We start from the raw sequence: 14,745 nt of genomic DNA on the forward strand, positions 1-14,745 counted from the left end.
GCATTGCGCCCTGTCCTGCACGCCGTGCCGCTTTGCTAGAATGCCGCGGAGTATAACGGACCGCCCTTACATGAGCCTGCTTCTGCCCTCCACCATCCTTGCAACGGCCCGCCGCGGCGCCAGCCCGTCTGGCCGCGCCGCCCTTCGTGCCGCCGGCGGCGCGCTGGCGATGGCGGCGGCCCTGGCGGCCGCGCCCGCCCTGGCGCAGAACGGGCCGGTATCCATGCCAGCCCCGCCGGCGCCGACCAGTGGCGTGGCGTCCACGGACCCCGGCATGGTCCCGGCGCAGAAGGCGGTCAACGACAAACGCTACGACGACGCCATCAAGGGCTTCGACAAGGTGCTGGCCACCAACCCGCGCAACGCCCAGGCCCGCTTCCAGCGCGCATGGGCCATGGCGCAGGCGGGCCATGACGACCAGGCCGTCCAGGCCTTTGCCGAAATGGCGCAGGACTTTCCCGAACTGCCCGAACCGCACAACAACCTCGCCCTGCTCTACGCCCGGCGCGGCGACCTGAAGCGTGCCGAGGCCGAACTGCTGCTGGCCATCGACGCCAAGCCCGACTACGCCATCGCCTACAGCAATCTGGGCGATGTCTACCGCCGCCTGGCCGAAAAGGCCTATGCCGACGCGGTACGGCGCAACCCGGCCGACGCGCGCGCCGCTGCGGGCCTGCGCCAGCTGGGTGCCACCCCTGCGGCAGCCCCGGCGCCGGCTTCTTCGCCGGCCGCGGCCCCACGTTCGCGCAAGGCACCGGCCAGCGCGCCGGCGGCCCGCTAGGCACCCACGCAATGCCGGCGTCCTCGGCGCCGGCTCCTGCCCGATCCGCTCACCCGCTTTGCAAGACGGAGTTCCAGAGATGACCCTTTCCCGCCGCATCGTCCTGGCTGGCCTGGTGGCCGCCACCACCGCACTGTCCCCGCTGGCCGCCATGGCCCAGGGAGCCAGCCCGGCCGCCGCCCAGAAGGCCGAGCGTGTGCAATTCGTCACCAGCGCCGGCAAGTTCACGGTCGAGGTGTATCCCGACGCCGCTCCGAAGACCGTCGCCAACTTCATGGAGTACGTGAAGAGCGGCTTCTACAGCGGCACGATCTTCCACCGCGTGATCAACGGCTTCATGGTGCAGGGCGGCGGCTTCGACCGCGACATGAAGGAAAAGCCCACCCGCGCGCCAATTCCGCTGGAAGCGCAGAATGGCCTGAAGAACAAGGCCGGGACGGTGGCCATGGCACGCACGTCGAATCCGAATTCCGCCACCGCGCAGTTCTTCGTCAATGTGGTGGATAATCCGAACCTCGACTACCCGCAGCCCGATGGCAACGGATATGCCGTATTCGGCAAGGTGGTGGAAGGCATGGACACGATCGACAAGATCAAGACCACCCCGACCACGGCTTACGGCGCCATGCGCAACGTGCCCGCCGCGCCGATCGTGATCGAGTCTGCCACCGTCGTCACCAAGTAATACCGCCGCGCGCACCGCGCGTGGCCATAACCGTCACCGAACAGAGGTAACCCATGAGCAAGGTACAACTCCAAACGACGCAAGGCGTCATCACGATCGAACTGGACGCCGAAAAGGCCCCCAAGACGGTGGAGAACTTCCTGTCGTACGTGCGCAAGGGCCACTATGACAACACGGTCTTCCACCGCGTGATCAAGAATTTCATGATCCAGGGCGGCGGCTTCGAGCCGGGCATGAAGCAGAAGGACACCGATGCCCCCATCGAGAACGAGGCCGGCAACGGCCTGAAGAACGACCGCTACACGGTTGCCATGGCGCGCACCAACGCGCCGCATTCGGCCACGGCCCAGTTCTTCATCAACGTGGTGGACAACGACTTCCTGAACTTCAGCTCGCCCACGCCGCAAGGCTTCGGCTACGCCGTGTTCGGCAAGGTCGTGGAAGGCACCGACGTCGTGGACGCCATCAAGGGCGTGCGCACGGGCAGCTCGGGCTTCCACCAGGACGTGCCGATGGAAGACGTGGTGATCCAGAAGGCCACCATCGTCGAATAATCCGACGGCAACGTTCCTTTCGATGGCGGCATGCCGCTCGCGGTGAACACACCCTTCCGAAACGCATGACCGCATCCGCCCGCACGCCGGCGGCCGCACCGATCGAGGTGCAGGCGCCGGCGTGGTTCATTTCCGACCTGCACCTGACACCCGGCATGCCGCGCACGCTGGCCGCCTTCCAGCGCGTGCTGGACCAGGCCGCCAGTCACGCGGGCACGCTGTTCATCCTGGGCGATTTCTTCGAGTTCTGGGTGGGCGACGAGGAAACCGAGACGCCATTCGCGGCCGAGGTGGCCGCCGCCCTGCGCCGGCTGGCCCACGCCGGGGTGCCGGTCTACCTGATGCACGGCAATCGCGATTTCCTGATTGGCCGACGCTTTGCCGACGCGGCGGGCGCCACGCTGCTGCCAGACCCTTCGGTCATCCATTGCGCCGGCCAACGCGTGGTGCTGAGCCACGGCGACATGCTCTGCACTGATGATCCGCGCTACATCCGCTTCCGCAACTGGACCCGCAAGGGCTGGGTGCAGCGGCTGTTTCTGGCCCTGCCGATGTCCACGCGGCTGAAGATCGCGCGCCGGCTGCGGGCCGACAGCGAGGCGGGCCGGGCGCGCCAGGCGGAAGGCGCCGCGCCGCCCGACTATGGCGATGCCGCACCCGCCGCCGTCGATGCGCTGCTGGCTTCCAGCGGCGCCCCTACCCTGATCCACGGCCACACCCATCGGCCGGCCCGCCATGCGCACGCACGCGGCGACCGCTGGGTGCTGACCGACTGGGACCTGGATGGCCGCCATCCGCGCGCGGCCGTGCTGCAGCTGGATACGGGCGGCTTTACCTTGCTGCCGCAGGTGGATTGACCCATGCCGTTCCCCTCGCGATCGGTGCCGCGCCGCACGGCGTGCCAGTCCACCGCCCAGACCCCTATTTCATCAGCTTGCGCAGTTCGCTCGCGTCGAAGCGGTCGTTCGGGGTGTTCTCGAGATGCTCGCCGAGCCGGTCGAGCGCGGCCAGCACGGCCTCGATGCGGTCATGTTGCTTGGCCGCGTTGTCGATCAGGCTCTTGAGCGCCAGCGATACCGGATCGTCGGCGTTCGGCGTGATGCCGTAGGCCGAGAATTCCTGCTTTGCGCCCTGCTGCTGCGGTGGCGCGTCCGGCATGATGATGCGGGCCGGAATGCCCACTGCGGTGGCGCCCGGCGGCACGGGCTTGAGCACCACGGCATTGGAGCCCACGCGGGCGCCATCGCCTACCACGAACCCGCCCAGCACCTTGGCCCCGGCACTGACCACCACGCCGGCGCCCAGCGTCGGATGGCGCTTCTGCCCCTTGTAAAGCGACGTGCCGCCCAGCGTCACGCCCTGGTAGATCGTGCAGTCGTCACCGATTTCGGCGGTTTCCCCGATCACCACGCCCATCCCGTGATCGATGAATACGCGGCGGCCAAGCCTGACCGCCGGATGGATCTCGATCCCGGTCAGCCAGCGCGACCAGTGCGAGATCCAGCGGCCGAGCCAGTGGAATCCGCCGCCCCAGCACGCGTGCGCCACGCGGTGGAATATCACGGCGTGCAGCCCCGGATAGCAGGTCAGCACCTCCAGGCGGCTGCGTGCGGCGGGGTCGCGCCGCATGATGGCATCGATATCTTCCTTCAGGCGAGTGAACATCTTCGTCGTGTCGTGTTGCCGCGCCGATGCGCCGTCCGCACAACGTGCGAACGGTCGCCGGCGCGGTCAGGAGCCGGTCTTGTGCTTCTTGATTGCGTGGGGGACGGCCTGGGCGCGTGCGAGCAGGGAGTGTAAGAGATTTGTGCGCCTGCCGCCGGGCCCTGAGGCCATCAGGGCTTTTCGGGTCGCGACGGCTTCAACATCGCGCCGGCTGACCACCGCACGCGCGAACGCCGCTCGGGCCGGGGGCGGGGCCGCTGGAGTCGCTGCGCATGTCGTATGCCGGGATGGAAATCACGGTTCAGCCTTCCTTGTTGCCTTCTGTCTGCCTGGCCTGCGGCCCGGCGCCGTCGCCGTCGCGCGCCAGCAGCATGCGCTTCGCGATGCCACGCAGGATGTTGACCTCTTCGCGCTCCAGCCCGGCGCGGGCAAACATCCGCCGCAGACGCGGCATCAGCTTGCGCGGGTTGTCCGGATCGAGGAATCCGATGGCGACCAGCCCCGCCTGCAGATGACCGAACATCGATTCGACCTGTTCCGCCGTGGCAGGCTCACCAGCATAGCCGATATTCCGAGTGCCGTCCGGCGCCTCCGCCTGCGCCGGCTCCGCTTCCAGCAGTGCCAGCCGCATTTCGTAGGCGATCAGCTGCACCGCCTGCGCCAGGTTCAGCGACGCGTACGCGGGGTTGGCGGGGATATGGGTCACGGCCGAACAGCGCAGTACCGCCTCGTTAGGCAATCCGTAACGCTCGTTCCCGAATACGAAGGCAATGACACCCCGGCCATCGGCCGCCAGCATCGCCTGGCACCGTGCTGCGGCGGCGCGCGGCAACAGGCGCGGCGGGCCGAATTCGCGCTGTCGCGCGGTCATCGCCACCGTGAACGCCGTGCCAGCCAGCGCGCTTTCCACATCGTCGACGATACGGGCGCCGGCGAGCACGTCGTCGGCACCGCTGGCCATCGCCACGGCGTCCGGGTGCGTCAGCACACCAGCCTCGCGCGGCGACACCAGTACCAGGCTGCCAAGCTGCCCGCCAAAGCCCATGGTCTTCATCGCCCGCGCTACCGAGCCTACGTTGCCGGGGTGGCTGGTTTCCACCAGCACCACGCGCACGCGCGAGAAAATGCCTGATGCGCCACTGGCAGCAGCCTCGACGGGAATGGGTTCAGCCTGGGAATTCAATGCTTCAGTCATCTGGGATGCCCCTGCCGCGGCGTTTGCCGCCGTCGGCTCGTACAGCGGGCCGGGTTCCTATACAATGGCGCCTTCCAATTGCGGTGCGGCGCCCAACCAGGCGACGCCCCTTGTTCTTCTACAATCCGTTGTGCTGTTCGGCCAATGCCGGGCGGTTCGCGCGCCAACCGCCCATTGCCGGCGGATGCCGCTGCTGCGAATCACGTCCCGCGCGGCCCCTGGAGAGATTCATGCATCCGATGCTCAATATCGCCGTCAAGGCGGCCCGCAAGGCGGGATCCATCATCAACCGCGCGTCGATCGACGTCGATCTGGTCCGCGTTTCGCGCAAACAGCACAACGATTTCGTGACCGAAGTCGATCGCGCGGCCGAAGCCGCCATCATCGAGGTCATCCGCACCGCCTACCCCGAGCACGCCATTCTAGCGGAAGAGTCCGGCCAATCCTGGGCCGAGGGCGACGACCAGCACGAATTCACCTGGGTGATCGATCCGCTGGACGGCACCACCAACTTCATCCACGGCTTTCCGCAATACGCAGTGTCCATCGGCCTGCTGCACAAGGGCGTGCCGTCGCAGGCGGTGGTCTACGATCCCACGCGCGACGAACTGTTCACGGCCAGCAAGGGCGCCGGCGCATTCCTGAACAACCGCCGCATCCGCGTCACGCGCCGCGACAAACTGGCCGATTGCCTGATCGGCACGGGCTTCCCGTTCCGTGACCTCGAAGGCATGGACGAATACCTGGAAATCTTCGCGCTGATGACGCGCAGCTGCGCCGGCCTGCGGCGTCCGGGCGCCGCCGCGCTGGACCTGGCCTATGTGGCATGCGGCCGCCTGGACGGTTTCTTCGAGCGCGGCCTGAAGCCGTGGGACATGGCCGCAGGCATGCTGCTGATCACCGAGGCCGGTGGCCTGGTGGGCAACTACAACGGCGAATCGCGCCAGATGGAACAAGGCGAGGTGCTGGCCGGCAACCCGAAGGCCTTTGCACAGATGGTGCGCCTGCTGTCGCCGTTCTCGCTGGATAACGTCAAGCCGTCGCTGAAGCCGATCGGCGAATAAAAAGCGAGAGCAGCACGAGGAAGCCGGTTTCTAACCGGCGGAATCGAGGGAACACGCGGTTGGCAGCTGCTGCGCCGTCACGGCGTCGCTGCCGACCCGCACCGCGCAGTTCCACGTGCCGTCAGCCAGACGGCCCACCGTCAGGCGCGTACCCCTGAGCGCCGGATGCACGTCACCATCGAGCGTGACGACAATGCCGCCCGATCCGTCCGCATTGAACACGAACCGGTTGGGCGTGGCGGTCAGCTGCGACTGAACGTAGCCAAGCGACGCCACCGGATCCGGAAAGGTGTTCTGCCCATCGTGCAGGCGTTCTTCCACCGGAATCTTGTACGCCGACGCCTCCCAGAAGGCGCGACCGATTTCGGACTTCACCACAAAGCCCTGATAGGTGGGAATGGCGATCGCGGCAAGAATGCCCACGATCGCCACCACGATCATCAGCTCGATCAGCGAGAACCCACGCTGCAGCGCTGGCCGCCAGGCCATGCACCTCACCGGGCCCCTTCCCGCGGCCCTCCCCGGCCATTTTCCCGTCGTTGCCTTTTTCATTTGCGACCCGTCTTGTTGCCGGCCTCTGCGTGCCGGTACGCCTGACATATCCACGAACCATGCCAGGCCGATTTCGCTTTCGAAGTGACAGTTTTCGTCGGAAATATCCGGTTAGCCACAGCAACGACTGACAAGTTTGCAGCGCGCCGGCGTTGCGTGTGACAAATCTCGTCGTAGCCGGCCCATTTTGAGAATCGGGCACGAGACTTCTTGACCGGCGCCACATAGAGTCTCCTTCCATACACAAATCGCTTGCGCCCCCTTCAATATAGTGTGTATCTTTACACACGGATCGCCGAAAGGAGGCGCTTTTGCATTCAATGGCTTTGATCCGCCTGCTGGAACGTGAGGGATGGCGCGTGGTGCGCTGCCAGGGCAGTCATCTCACCTACGAGCACCCGTCGCGCGCGCACATCGTCACCGTGCCGCATCCGAAGAAAGACCTGCCCATGGGCACCGTGCGCAGCATCATGAACACGGCCCGGCTGCTATGACTGGCGCGCAACGCATGGAGCGCAACGACATGGAATTTCCGATCGCCATTCACAAGGACCCCGAAAGCATCTACGGGGTGACTGTGCCCGACGTACCGGGCTGCCATTCGTCCGGCGACACCATCGAGGACGCCATCCGCAAGGCGCGCGAGGCCATCATCAGCCACTTCGAAGTGCTGCTGTCACTGGGCGAAGCGGTCACGCTGACGGCCACGCCGATCGCCGAACTGGCGGAGCGGCCCGAATTCGCCGGCGCCGTCTGGGCGCTTGCTGACGTCGATCTGGCCATGCTCGACAACCGGCCCGAGCGCATCAACATCAGCCTGCCCCGCTTCGTGCTGCACAAGATCGACGCTTTCGTCGGTGCCCGCCACGAGACCCGCAGCGGCTTTCTGGCCCGCGCCGCGATGGAAGCCATGGCCAGTGACGCGTGAGCCTGCGCAACGGCTCCGAATTCCCGAGCAAAAATGAGAATCGGGGACGAGGTTCCGACAGGGGCTGGCGGTAAAATGCCGCTTTGCGCCGCGAGCCCAAACAGGCCGGTGATGCCGGGAACGCTCCGCGCGTCCGCCCGACTGCCTGCCTGACCCGCGGCAACCGATATACCGGCGGCCCCACTGTGGCGCTGCCCGAGAGGAATGCATGTCCGCTGAAGCCCTTTCCAACCTGTCCACGACTTCTCCCGACGACACGCCGCGCGAGGACGACATCCACGCCGCCCGCGACGCCGCCCTGTCGGCCGAAGCACTGGCCGCCGCCGAAGGCACGACGCCGCGCGGCGGCAGATCCGGCAAATCGGACAAGGCTGAGAAGCACACGCCAATGATGCTGCAGTATCTACGCATCAAGGCGGACCATCCGGACACGTTGCTCTTCTACCGGATGGGCGACTTCTATGAACTGTTCCACGACGACGCCGAGAAGGCTGCCCGCCTGCTCGACATCACGCTGACGTCGCGTGGGCAGTCCGGCGGCGTGCCGATCCGCATGGCGGGCATCCCGTTCCACTCGGTCGATCAATATCTGGCGCGCCTGGTCAAACTTGGCGAATCGGTGGCGATCTGCGAGCAGATTGGCGATCCGGCTACGAGCAAGGGGCCGGTCGAACGCAAGGTCGTACGCATCGTCACGCCAGGCACGCTGACCGACGCGGCGCTGCTGCCCGACAAGACCGACAGCTATCTGATGGCCGTACACCAGCAGACCACGCGCCGCGGCGTCAGCAAGACAGGCCTGGCGTGGCTGAACCTGGCCAGCGGGGAACTGCGCCTGATGGAATGCGATGCCGCCCAGTTGTCGCGCGAGCTCGAACGCATCCGCCCGGCCGAGCTGCTGTATGCGGACGGCATGGATCTGCCCGTGCTGGAGTGTGCCCGCACGCGCCTGCCCGAATGGCATTTCGACCAGGACGCCGGCACGCGTCGGCTGCGCGAGCAGATTGGCGTGGCAAGCCTGGAGCCCTTCGGCTGCGCCGGACTGGGCGCCGCCCTTGGCGCGGCGGGCGCGCTGCTCAACTATGCCGCCACCACGCAAGGGCAATCGCTGCGCCACGTACAGGGCGTCACCGTCGAGCGGGAATCCGAGTTCGTCGGGCTCGATACCGCGACACGGCGCAATCTCGAACTGACCGAAACGCTGCGTGGCGGCGAATCGCCGACGCTGTTCTCGCTGCTCGACACCTGCTCGACGACGATGGGCAGCCGCGCGCTGCGCCACTGGCTGCATCACCCGCTGCGCGACCCGGCGCTGCCGCGTGCGCGTCAGCAGGCGATTGGCGTACTGATCGCGCAAGATCCGGAAATCGTGCGCGCCACGCTCCGCAGGCTGTGCGATGTCGAACGCGTCACGGCCCGGCTGGCGCTCCTGTCGGCGCGGCCGCGAGACCTGTCGTCGCTGCGCGACACGCTGGGCGCGCTGCCCGCCGTCCAGGCCAGCGTCAGCGCCGCGCACGAATCGCCGTTGCTGGCGCAGACGATCGACGAACTCGAAGTGCCGGCTGACTGCCTGTCGCTGTTGACGCGCGCGGTGGCCGAGGAACCATCGACGGTCATCCGCGATGGCGGCGTGATCGCACGCGGCTACGATGCCGAGCTCGACGAACTGCGCGACATTTCCGAAAACTGCGGCCAGTTCCTGATCGAGCTGGAAACGCGTGAACGCACACGTACCGGCATCTCGAACCTGCGTGTCGAGTACAACCGCGTGCATGGCTTCTATATTGAAGTGACGAACGGCCAGGCCGACAAGGTGCCGGACGACTATCGCCGCCGCCAGACGCTGAAGAATGCCGAACGCTACATCACGCCGGAACTCAAGGCCTTCGAAGACAAGGCGCTGTCGGCGCAGGACCGCGCCCTGGCACGCGAGAAGCAGCTTTACGAAGCACTGCTGCAGGCGCTGCTGCCCCATATCGGCAGCCTGCAACGCGTGGCGGGCGCGCTGGCGCGGCTGGACGTCCTGACCACGCTGGCCGAACGCGCCCGCACGCTCGACTGGACCCAGCCGGAGCGGGTCAGCGAAAACGTGGTGGACATCGCACAAGGCCGGCACCCGGTGGTGGAGGGGCAGCTGGCAGCGGAATCGATCGCCTTCATCGCCAACGACTGCCAGCTCAACGAGGCGCGCAAGCTGCTGCTGATCACCGGCCCGAACATGGGCGGCAAGTCGACTTTCATGCGCCAGACAGCCCTGATCGTGCTGCTGGCCTGCGTTGGCGCGTGGGTGCCGGCGCGGCAAGCCAGGATCGGGCCGATCGACCGCATCTTCACGCGGATCGGGGCGGCCGACGACCTCGCTGGCGGACGCTCCACCTTCATGGTGGAAATGACCGAGGCGGCGGGCATCCTTCATAACGCCACCCCGTCGAGCCTGGTGCTGATGGACGAAATCGGCCGGGGCACGTCGACATTCGACGGCCTGGCGCTGGCCTGGGCGATTGCGCGCCACCTGCTGTCGCACAACCGCAGCCACACGCTGTTCGCCACGCACTATTTCGAGTTGACGCAACTGCCGCAGGAGTTTCCGCAGGCGGCCAATGTCCATCTGTCCGCCGTGGAGCACGGCGATGGCATCGTCTTCCTGCATGCCGTGCAGGACGGGCCGGCCAGTCAGAGCTACGGCCTGCAGGTTGCGCAACTGGCGGGCGTGCCGCAACCCGTGATTCGCGCCGCGCGCAAGCATCTGGCATGGCTGGAGCAGCAATCGGCCGATGCCACGCCGACGCCGCAGATGGACCTGTTCGCGGCACCGGCCACGCCGCCGGATGACGACGACACTGTATCGGTTACGGCTTCCGCATCGGTCGGGCAGGCAATGGAACAGGCTGCCGCACGGGAAGCCCTGGAAGCGCTGACCGCCATCGACCCGGACAGCCTGTCGCCGCGCGACGCGCTGGAGGCGCTGTACCGGCTCAAGGCCATTGCGGAATCTGCCGCCCAGGCATGAGAGCCATGCACGGCTCCGGACGCCTGGCCCTGGCAGCGGCCGTCCTGGCTGGCTGCGTCTGCCTGACGACACCGGGCGCTGCCATGGCGGCACGCACTAGCAAGGTCTCGCCGCCACCCGCACCTGCCGTGCAGCTCACGCGCATGGCCCTGATCGCTGACGTGCCGCAATGGCCAGCGGCGGAAGCCGATATGGCGGCACTGTTCGACCAGATGAACGCGCGACAGGTCGCGCTGATCGTGCATGCCGGCGGCATCAAGGGGGACACGGAATCCTGCGGAGACGCTGTGCTGGGCGCGCGACTGCGCGCGCTCGACGACGCTCCCGCGCCATTGCTCTATGTCCCGGGGGAAACCGACTGGGCAGAATGCCAGAAGCCGGTCAACGGCAGATTCGATGCAGTCGAGCGCCTGAACCGGCTACGCGAACTGTTCTTTCCGGTGGATGCCACGCTCGGCCGACGCACGATCCCCGTGGTGCGGCAGTCGGATCAGGCCATGTTCCGCAGCTTTCGCGAGAACGTGCGGCTGGTGGAAGGCAACGTGATGGTGGTCGGACTGAACCTGCCTGGGGACAACAATCACTATCGCAGCGAAGGTGGCCGCAACGGCGAGTTCGAAGACCGTCGCGAGGCCAACCGGCAATGGCTGCACCGGGCATTTTCGGTGGCCACCCAGCGCGATCTGCCAGGCGTTCTTGTGGTGGTCCACGCCGACCCGATGTTCGGCAACGGCTGGGAGAAGCGCGGCAAGCCATCGCTGCTCGATGGATTCCTGCGACGTGGCACGCGCGATGGCTACCTTGAATTCAAGAAACAACTACGTGACCTGACCACGAAGTTCCCGGGCCAGGTCCTGCTCGTTCATGCCAGCGACAGTGGCTTCAGCGTCGACAAGCCGCTGCGCGACACGGCGGGCAAGCTAGTCGGTAACTTTACGCGCGTGGCGTTGCCGATCGGCAATCCGTCGCGCTGGGTCGAATTGACCGTCACACCCGGCACGCGATCGGTGTTCCAGGTGGAACTGCGGGACGGGCCGAAGCCCAACTAGCGCCAGCCAGAGGGCCGGCGGAATTGACCTGCATCATGCCTCGGCCAGCCTGCTGAGTCCAAATGAAAAAAGCCGGCAGATGCCGGCTTTTTTCATATTCGCGATGACCTGTCGCGTATCGCTCGACTGGCAGGGATCCGTTATCGAATCAGTGCAGCGTGCGCGGGCTGTCTGCCTCGCCGCCATCGTCCTCGTCTTCGTCGACGACTTCGATGCCCGATGCGCCATGCGCATGGCCGTGTCCCACTTCCTCGGCGGTGGCTTCACGCACCTCGGACACTTTCAGCCAGAAGCGCAGCGCCATGCCCGCCAGCGGGTGGTTGCCGTCCAGCACGACCTTCTCTTCGGCCACGTCGGTCACCGTGTAGATGATCGAATCCTCGTCGTCACCGTCCTCGGGCACGCCCTCGAACTGCATGCCGACTTCCAGCGGCTCGGGAAAGCGGTCGCGCGGCTCAACCTTCACCAGTTCGGCATCGTAGTCGCCGAACGCGTCTTCGGGTTCCAGCTGCAGTTGGGTCTCGAAACCGGCATCGTGGCCGTCCAGAGCTTCCTCGATCTTGGGGAACGTGCCATCATACCCGCCGTGCAAGTAGACCATCGGCTCATCGGATTCCTCGATGAGATTGCCCTGCGCGTCCGACAGCTTGTACACAACGGACACCACCGTGTTCTTAGCGATTTTCAATTCTTGACTCCATGAGCGATTCCGCATTATACGCGCAGGCCCTGCCTGCGGGCCCCATTGATCCCGACGCACCGCTCACGCTGCTCGGGGGCATGACGCCCGCGGCATTCATGCGTGACATCTGGCACCGCAAACCGTTGCTGATTCGACAGGCCGTGCCCGGAATTGTGCCCCCTGTGTCGCGCGAATCGCTTTTTGAACTGGCCGATCGGGACGATGTGGAATCGCGCCTGGTGTCGTACTTTCGCAACCGCTGGAAGCTCGAACACGGCCCGTTCGCCGAAGACAACCTGCCGTCACGCAAGTCGGGCAAGTGGACGCTGCTGGTGCAGGGCGTGAACCTGCACAACAGGGCGGCCGCCGAACTGATGAGCCAGTTCCGCTTCGTGCCCGACGCGCGGCTCGACGACGTCATGATCAGCTATGCCACCGACGGCGGCGGCGTGGGCCCGCATTTCGATTCGTACGACGTTTTCCTGCTGCAAGTATCGGGCCGACGCCGGTGGCGCATTTCGTCACAGACCAAGCTCGATCTGATCCCGGACATGCCGCTGAAAATCCTCTCGGACTTCAGCGCCGAAGAGGAATGGATGCTGGAACCCGGCGACATGCTTTACCTGCCGCCGCAGTACGCCCACGACGGCATCGCCGAAGGGGAATGCATGACGGCGTCGATCGGCTTCCGCGCGCCGGCCTACCGTGAACTGGCGGGCCACTTCCTGGCCTGGCTGTCTGAAACGGTCGAGGGCAACGAGGCGCTGGACGGCCGCTATGCCGACGCTGGCGAGGCGGCCACAGCCACCCCGGCCCAGTTGCCCGCCGGCCTGGCCCGCGCCGTCGCCGACCGGCTGCAGGCGCTGAAATGGGACAAGGGCATGGTGTCCGAATTCCTCGGGTCATACCTGTCGGAGCCCAAGCAGTCGGTCCAGTTCGACGAGATCGCGGAAATCAGCCTGAAGCAATACACGAAGCTGGCCAAGGCGCATGGCGTGGTCCTTGCTCCGGGCTCCATTGCGCTCTACGACCGCACAAACTTCTTCCTGAACGGCGAAGCGTACGAACCGCCGCCGGCCCTGGCGAAATGGCTGCGGCGCCTGGCAGACCTGCGCCAGCTGACCGCCGAGGAAGTGGCTGCGTGCGCGGCACTTCCGGATCTCATGGACACGTTTCACGACTGGACCATGGAAGGCTGGTTGCAGATTGCGCCAGCACGTGTGTAATTTTGCGTAACAGAATGAACCGACATATTTCGCCTATACACAAGGCGGGAAAACGCGGATATAATCGCCCGCTGGCTAGTACTGTGGACCACTGCACTGTCGGCACCCGGGAGAGCCTCATATTTGCAGTACAAGAGCGATAATTACCGGTAATTATTCATCGCCTGTTTTCGTTTTATTAAAAGTTAAAGGACGAACAATGAAGAAGTCTCTCCTGATCGCATCCCTGCTGGCTGCTGTTGCTCTGGCCGCTTGCGGCAAGAAAGAAGAAGCCGCTGCCCCCGCTGCTGATACCGCTGCTTCGGCTCCCGCCGCTGCTGCTCCGGCTGCTGACGCTTCGGCTCCCGCAGCTGCTGCTCCGGCTGCTGACGCTTCGGCCCCGGCTGCCGACGCTTCGGCTCCGGCTGCTGACGCTTCGGCTCCGGCTGCCAAGCAGTAATCGGATCTTTCCGAAAAACAAAAAGCCGACCTTCGGGTCGGCTTTTTGTTTTGGCGATTATCTGACGCCTCTCTATTAGCGGGATCGGCGCTCGCCGATTATGCCCGCACGGGCTGCCAGCCCAACCCCTCTTCCTGATCCGCGATCAGAATTTCATCAGGCAGTACTCCCAGCACCGTGGCCAGCGCGCCCGCTGCAAGTTCGCGGGTATTGTTCTGCTTGCTCAGGTGCGCCGCCACCACGCGCGACAAGCCTGCATGGATCACCTGCGACAGGATGCTGGCCGCGATATCGTTGGCCAGGTGACCGAAGTCACCGCCGATCCGCCGCTTCAGCGACCATGGATAGACCGAGTTGGCCAGCATGTCGCGGTCATGGTTGCATTCCAGGACCAGCGCATGCACGCCTGCCAGCCGTGCCGTGACGTAGGGTGTTTCCATGCCGGCATCGGTCAGTACGCCAAGCCGGGCATCGCCATCGGTCAGCACGAACTGCAGCGGCTCGCGCGCATCGTGCGGCACGGTATAGGGATGAATCTGAAGACCACCCACCGAAAACACGTGATCGGCGCAACATACCCGCACGTCGGCCTGGTCCGCGCCACGCATATGCGAAGTGGCCAGCCAGGTGCCGTGACTCGTATGAACGGGCAGCTTGTGCCGCGCGGCAAACGCGTAGGCGGAGCCCACGTGGTCGCCGTGCTCGTGGGTGACCAGCACCGCATCGAGTTGCGAGGGCGATACACCGAGCCGCTCAAGACGACGTGCCGTTTCCTTGATCCCGAAGCCACAGTCGAGCAGCACACGCGTCACGGACGCGCCCTCGCCGGCCTCGATCAGCAGCGAATTGCCTTCGCTGCCACTTCCCAAAAAAGCAAAGCGCATCATCGATGCGCTCGCCTGGGGAGATGCCCGA

Annotated in this window: 16 protein-coding genes; 11 read left to right on the top strand and 5 right to left on the bottom strand. The window is 65.8% G+C overall.

Annotated features, from left to right (window positions below):
* Positions 1-70 precede the first annotated feature (70 nt).
* The 4 genes from BLQ58_RS08050 (at position 71) to BLQ58_RS08065 (ending at position 2,877) form a co-directional block, all read left to right on the top strand.
* Positions 71-781: a tetratricopeptide repeat protein gene (locus BLQ58_RS08050; RefSeq protein ID WP_092596188.1), complete on the top strand. Its 711-nt coding sequence runs from the start codon at positions 71-73 to the stop codon at positions 779-781.
* A gap of 79 nt (positions 782-860) precedes the next feature.
* Entirely contained in the window at positions 861-1,466 is a 606-nt protein-coding gene (locus tag BLQ58_RS08055; protein WP_092596195.1) for a peptidylprolyl isomerase, read from the top strand.
* Positions 1,467-1,519: 53 nt separating this feature from the next.
* Positions 1,520-2,020 carry a peptidylprolyl isomerase gene (locus BLQ58_RS08060; RefSeq protein ID WP_092596197.1) on the top strand — a complete coding sequence of 167 codons (501 nt, stop codon included), beginning with the start codon at positions 1,520-1,522 and terminating at the stop codon, positions 2,018-2,020.
* A gap of 65 nt (positions 2,021-2,085) precedes the next feature.
* A complete protein-coding gene (locus BLQ58_RS08065) occupies positions 2,086-2,877 on the top strand; it encodes a UDP-2,3-diacylglucosamine diphosphatase (RefSeq protein ID WP_092596198.1) in 792 nt (263 codons plus the stop codon).
* A gap of 64 nt (positions 2,878-2,941) precedes the next feature.
* On the opposite strand, the gene cysE is transcribed toward BLQ58_RS08065, so the two are convergent.
* Together cysE and BLQ58_RS08075 are read right to left on the bottom strand one after the other, a co-directional pair.
* Positions 2,942-3,685 carry a serine O-acetyltransferase gene (gene cysE / locus BLQ58_RS08070; protein ID WP_092596199.1) on the bottom strand — a complete coding sequence of 248 codons (744 nt, stop codon included), beginning with the start codon at positions 3,683-3,685 and terminating at the stop codon, positions 2,942-2,944.
* Positions 3,686-3,986: 301 nt separating this feature from the next.
* On the bottom strand, positions 3,987-4,880 hold the full coding sequence (locus tag BLQ58_RS08075) for an RNA methyltransferase (protein ID WP_092596200.1): 894 nt from the start codon (positions 4,878-4,880) through the stop codon (positions 3,987-3,989).
* 230 nt (positions 4,881-5,110) lie between these two features.
* On the opposite strand from BLQ58_RS08075, the gene BLQ58_RS08080 reads away from it, so the two are divergent.
* Positions 5,111-5,944 carry an inositol monophosphatase family protein gene (locus tag BLQ58_RS08080; protein ID WP_092596201.1) on the top strand — a complete coding sequence of 278 codons (834 nt, stop codon included), beginning with the start codon at positions 5,111-5,113 and terminating at the stop codon, positions 5,942-5,944.
* 30 nt (positions 5,945-5,974) lie between these two features.
* On the opposite strand, the gene BLQ58_RS08085 is transcribed toward BLQ58_RS08080, so the two are convergent.
* Complete coding sequence (locus tag BLQ58_RS08085; protein WP_175459861.1) at positions 5,975-6,433, bottom strand: pilin; 459 nt, start codon at positions 6,431-6,433, stop codon at positions 5,975-5,977.
* A gap of 374 nt (positions 6,434-6,807) precedes the next feature.
* Here BLQ58_RS08085 and BLQ58_RS08090 point away from each other — a divergent pair, with 374 nt between their 5' ends.
* From BLQ58_RS08090 to BLQ58_RS08105, 4 genes are all read left to right on the top strand, one after another.
* Positions 6,808-6,990, top strand: coding sequence for a type II toxin-antitoxin system HicA family toxin (locus BLQ58_RS08090; protein ID WP_092596209.1), 183 nt, complete (start codon positions 6,808-6,810; stop codon positions 6,988-6,990).
* Between the two features lie 29 nt (positions 6,991-7,019).
* On the top strand, positions 7,020-7,424 hold the full coding sequence (locus tag BLQ58_RS08095) for a type II toxin-antitoxin system HicB family antitoxin (RefSeq protein WP_092596497.1): 405 nt from the start codon (positions 7,020-7,022) through the stop codon (positions 7,422-7,424).
* A 388-nt stretch (positions 7,425-7,812) separates the two neighbouring features.
* A complete protein-coding gene (gene mutS, locus BLQ58_RS08100; RefSeq protein WP_254775856.1) occupies positions 7,813-10,434 on the top strand; it encodes a DNA mismatch repair protein MutS in 2,622 nt (873 codons plus the stop codon).
* Between the two features lie 83 nt (positions 10,435-10,517).
* Entirely contained in the window at positions 10,518-11,483 is a 966-nt protein-coding gene (locus BLQ58_RS08105; protein WP_254775857.1) for a hypothetical protein, read from the top strand.
* 148 nt (positions 11,484-11,631) lie between these two features.
* Here BLQ58_RS08105 and BLQ58_RS08110 read toward each other — a convergent pair whose 3' ends face one another.
* On the bottom strand, positions 11,632-12,171 hold the full coding sequence (locus BLQ58_RS08110) for an FKBP-type peptidyl-prolyl cis-trans isomerase (RefSeq protein ID WP_092596218.1): 540 nt from the start codon (positions 12,169-12,171) through the stop codon (positions 11,632-11,634).
* Between the two features lie 11 nt (positions 12,172-12,182).
* Here BLQ58_RS08110 and BLQ58_RS08115 point away from each other — a divergent pair, with 11 nt between their 5' ends.
* Together BLQ58_RS08115 and BLQ58_RS08120 are read left to right on the top strand one after the other, a co-directional pair.
* Entirely contained in the window at positions 12,183-13,391 is a 1,209-nt protein-coding gene (locus BLQ58_RS08115) for a ribosomal protein uL16 3-hydroxylase (RefSeq protein ID WP_175459862.1), read from the top strand.
* A gap of 199 nt (positions 13,392-13,590) precedes the next feature.
* Positions 13,591-13,830 carry a hypothetical protein gene (locus tag BLQ58_RS08120; RefSeq protein WP_082926518.1) on the top strand — a complete coding sequence of 80 codons (240 nt, stop codon included), beginning with the start codon at positions 13,591-13,593 and terminating at the stop codon, positions 13,828-13,830.
* A gap of 98 nt (positions 13,831-13,928) precedes the next feature.
* On the opposite strand, the gene BLQ58_RS08125 is transcribed toward BLQ58_RS08120, so the two are convergent.
* A complete protein-coding gene (locus BLQ58_RS08125; RefSeq protein ID WP_092596220.1) occupies positions 13,929-14,717 on the bottom strand; it encodes an MBL fold metallo-hydrolase in 789 nt (262 codons plus the stop codon).
* Positions 14,718-14,745 lie beyond the last annotated feature (28 nt).

The sequence above is a fragment of the Ralstonia sp. 25mfcol4.1 genome (assembly GCF_900104095.1).
GTDB lineage: Bacteria > Pseudomonadota > Gammaproteobacteria > Burkholderiales > Burkholderiaceae > Cupriavidus.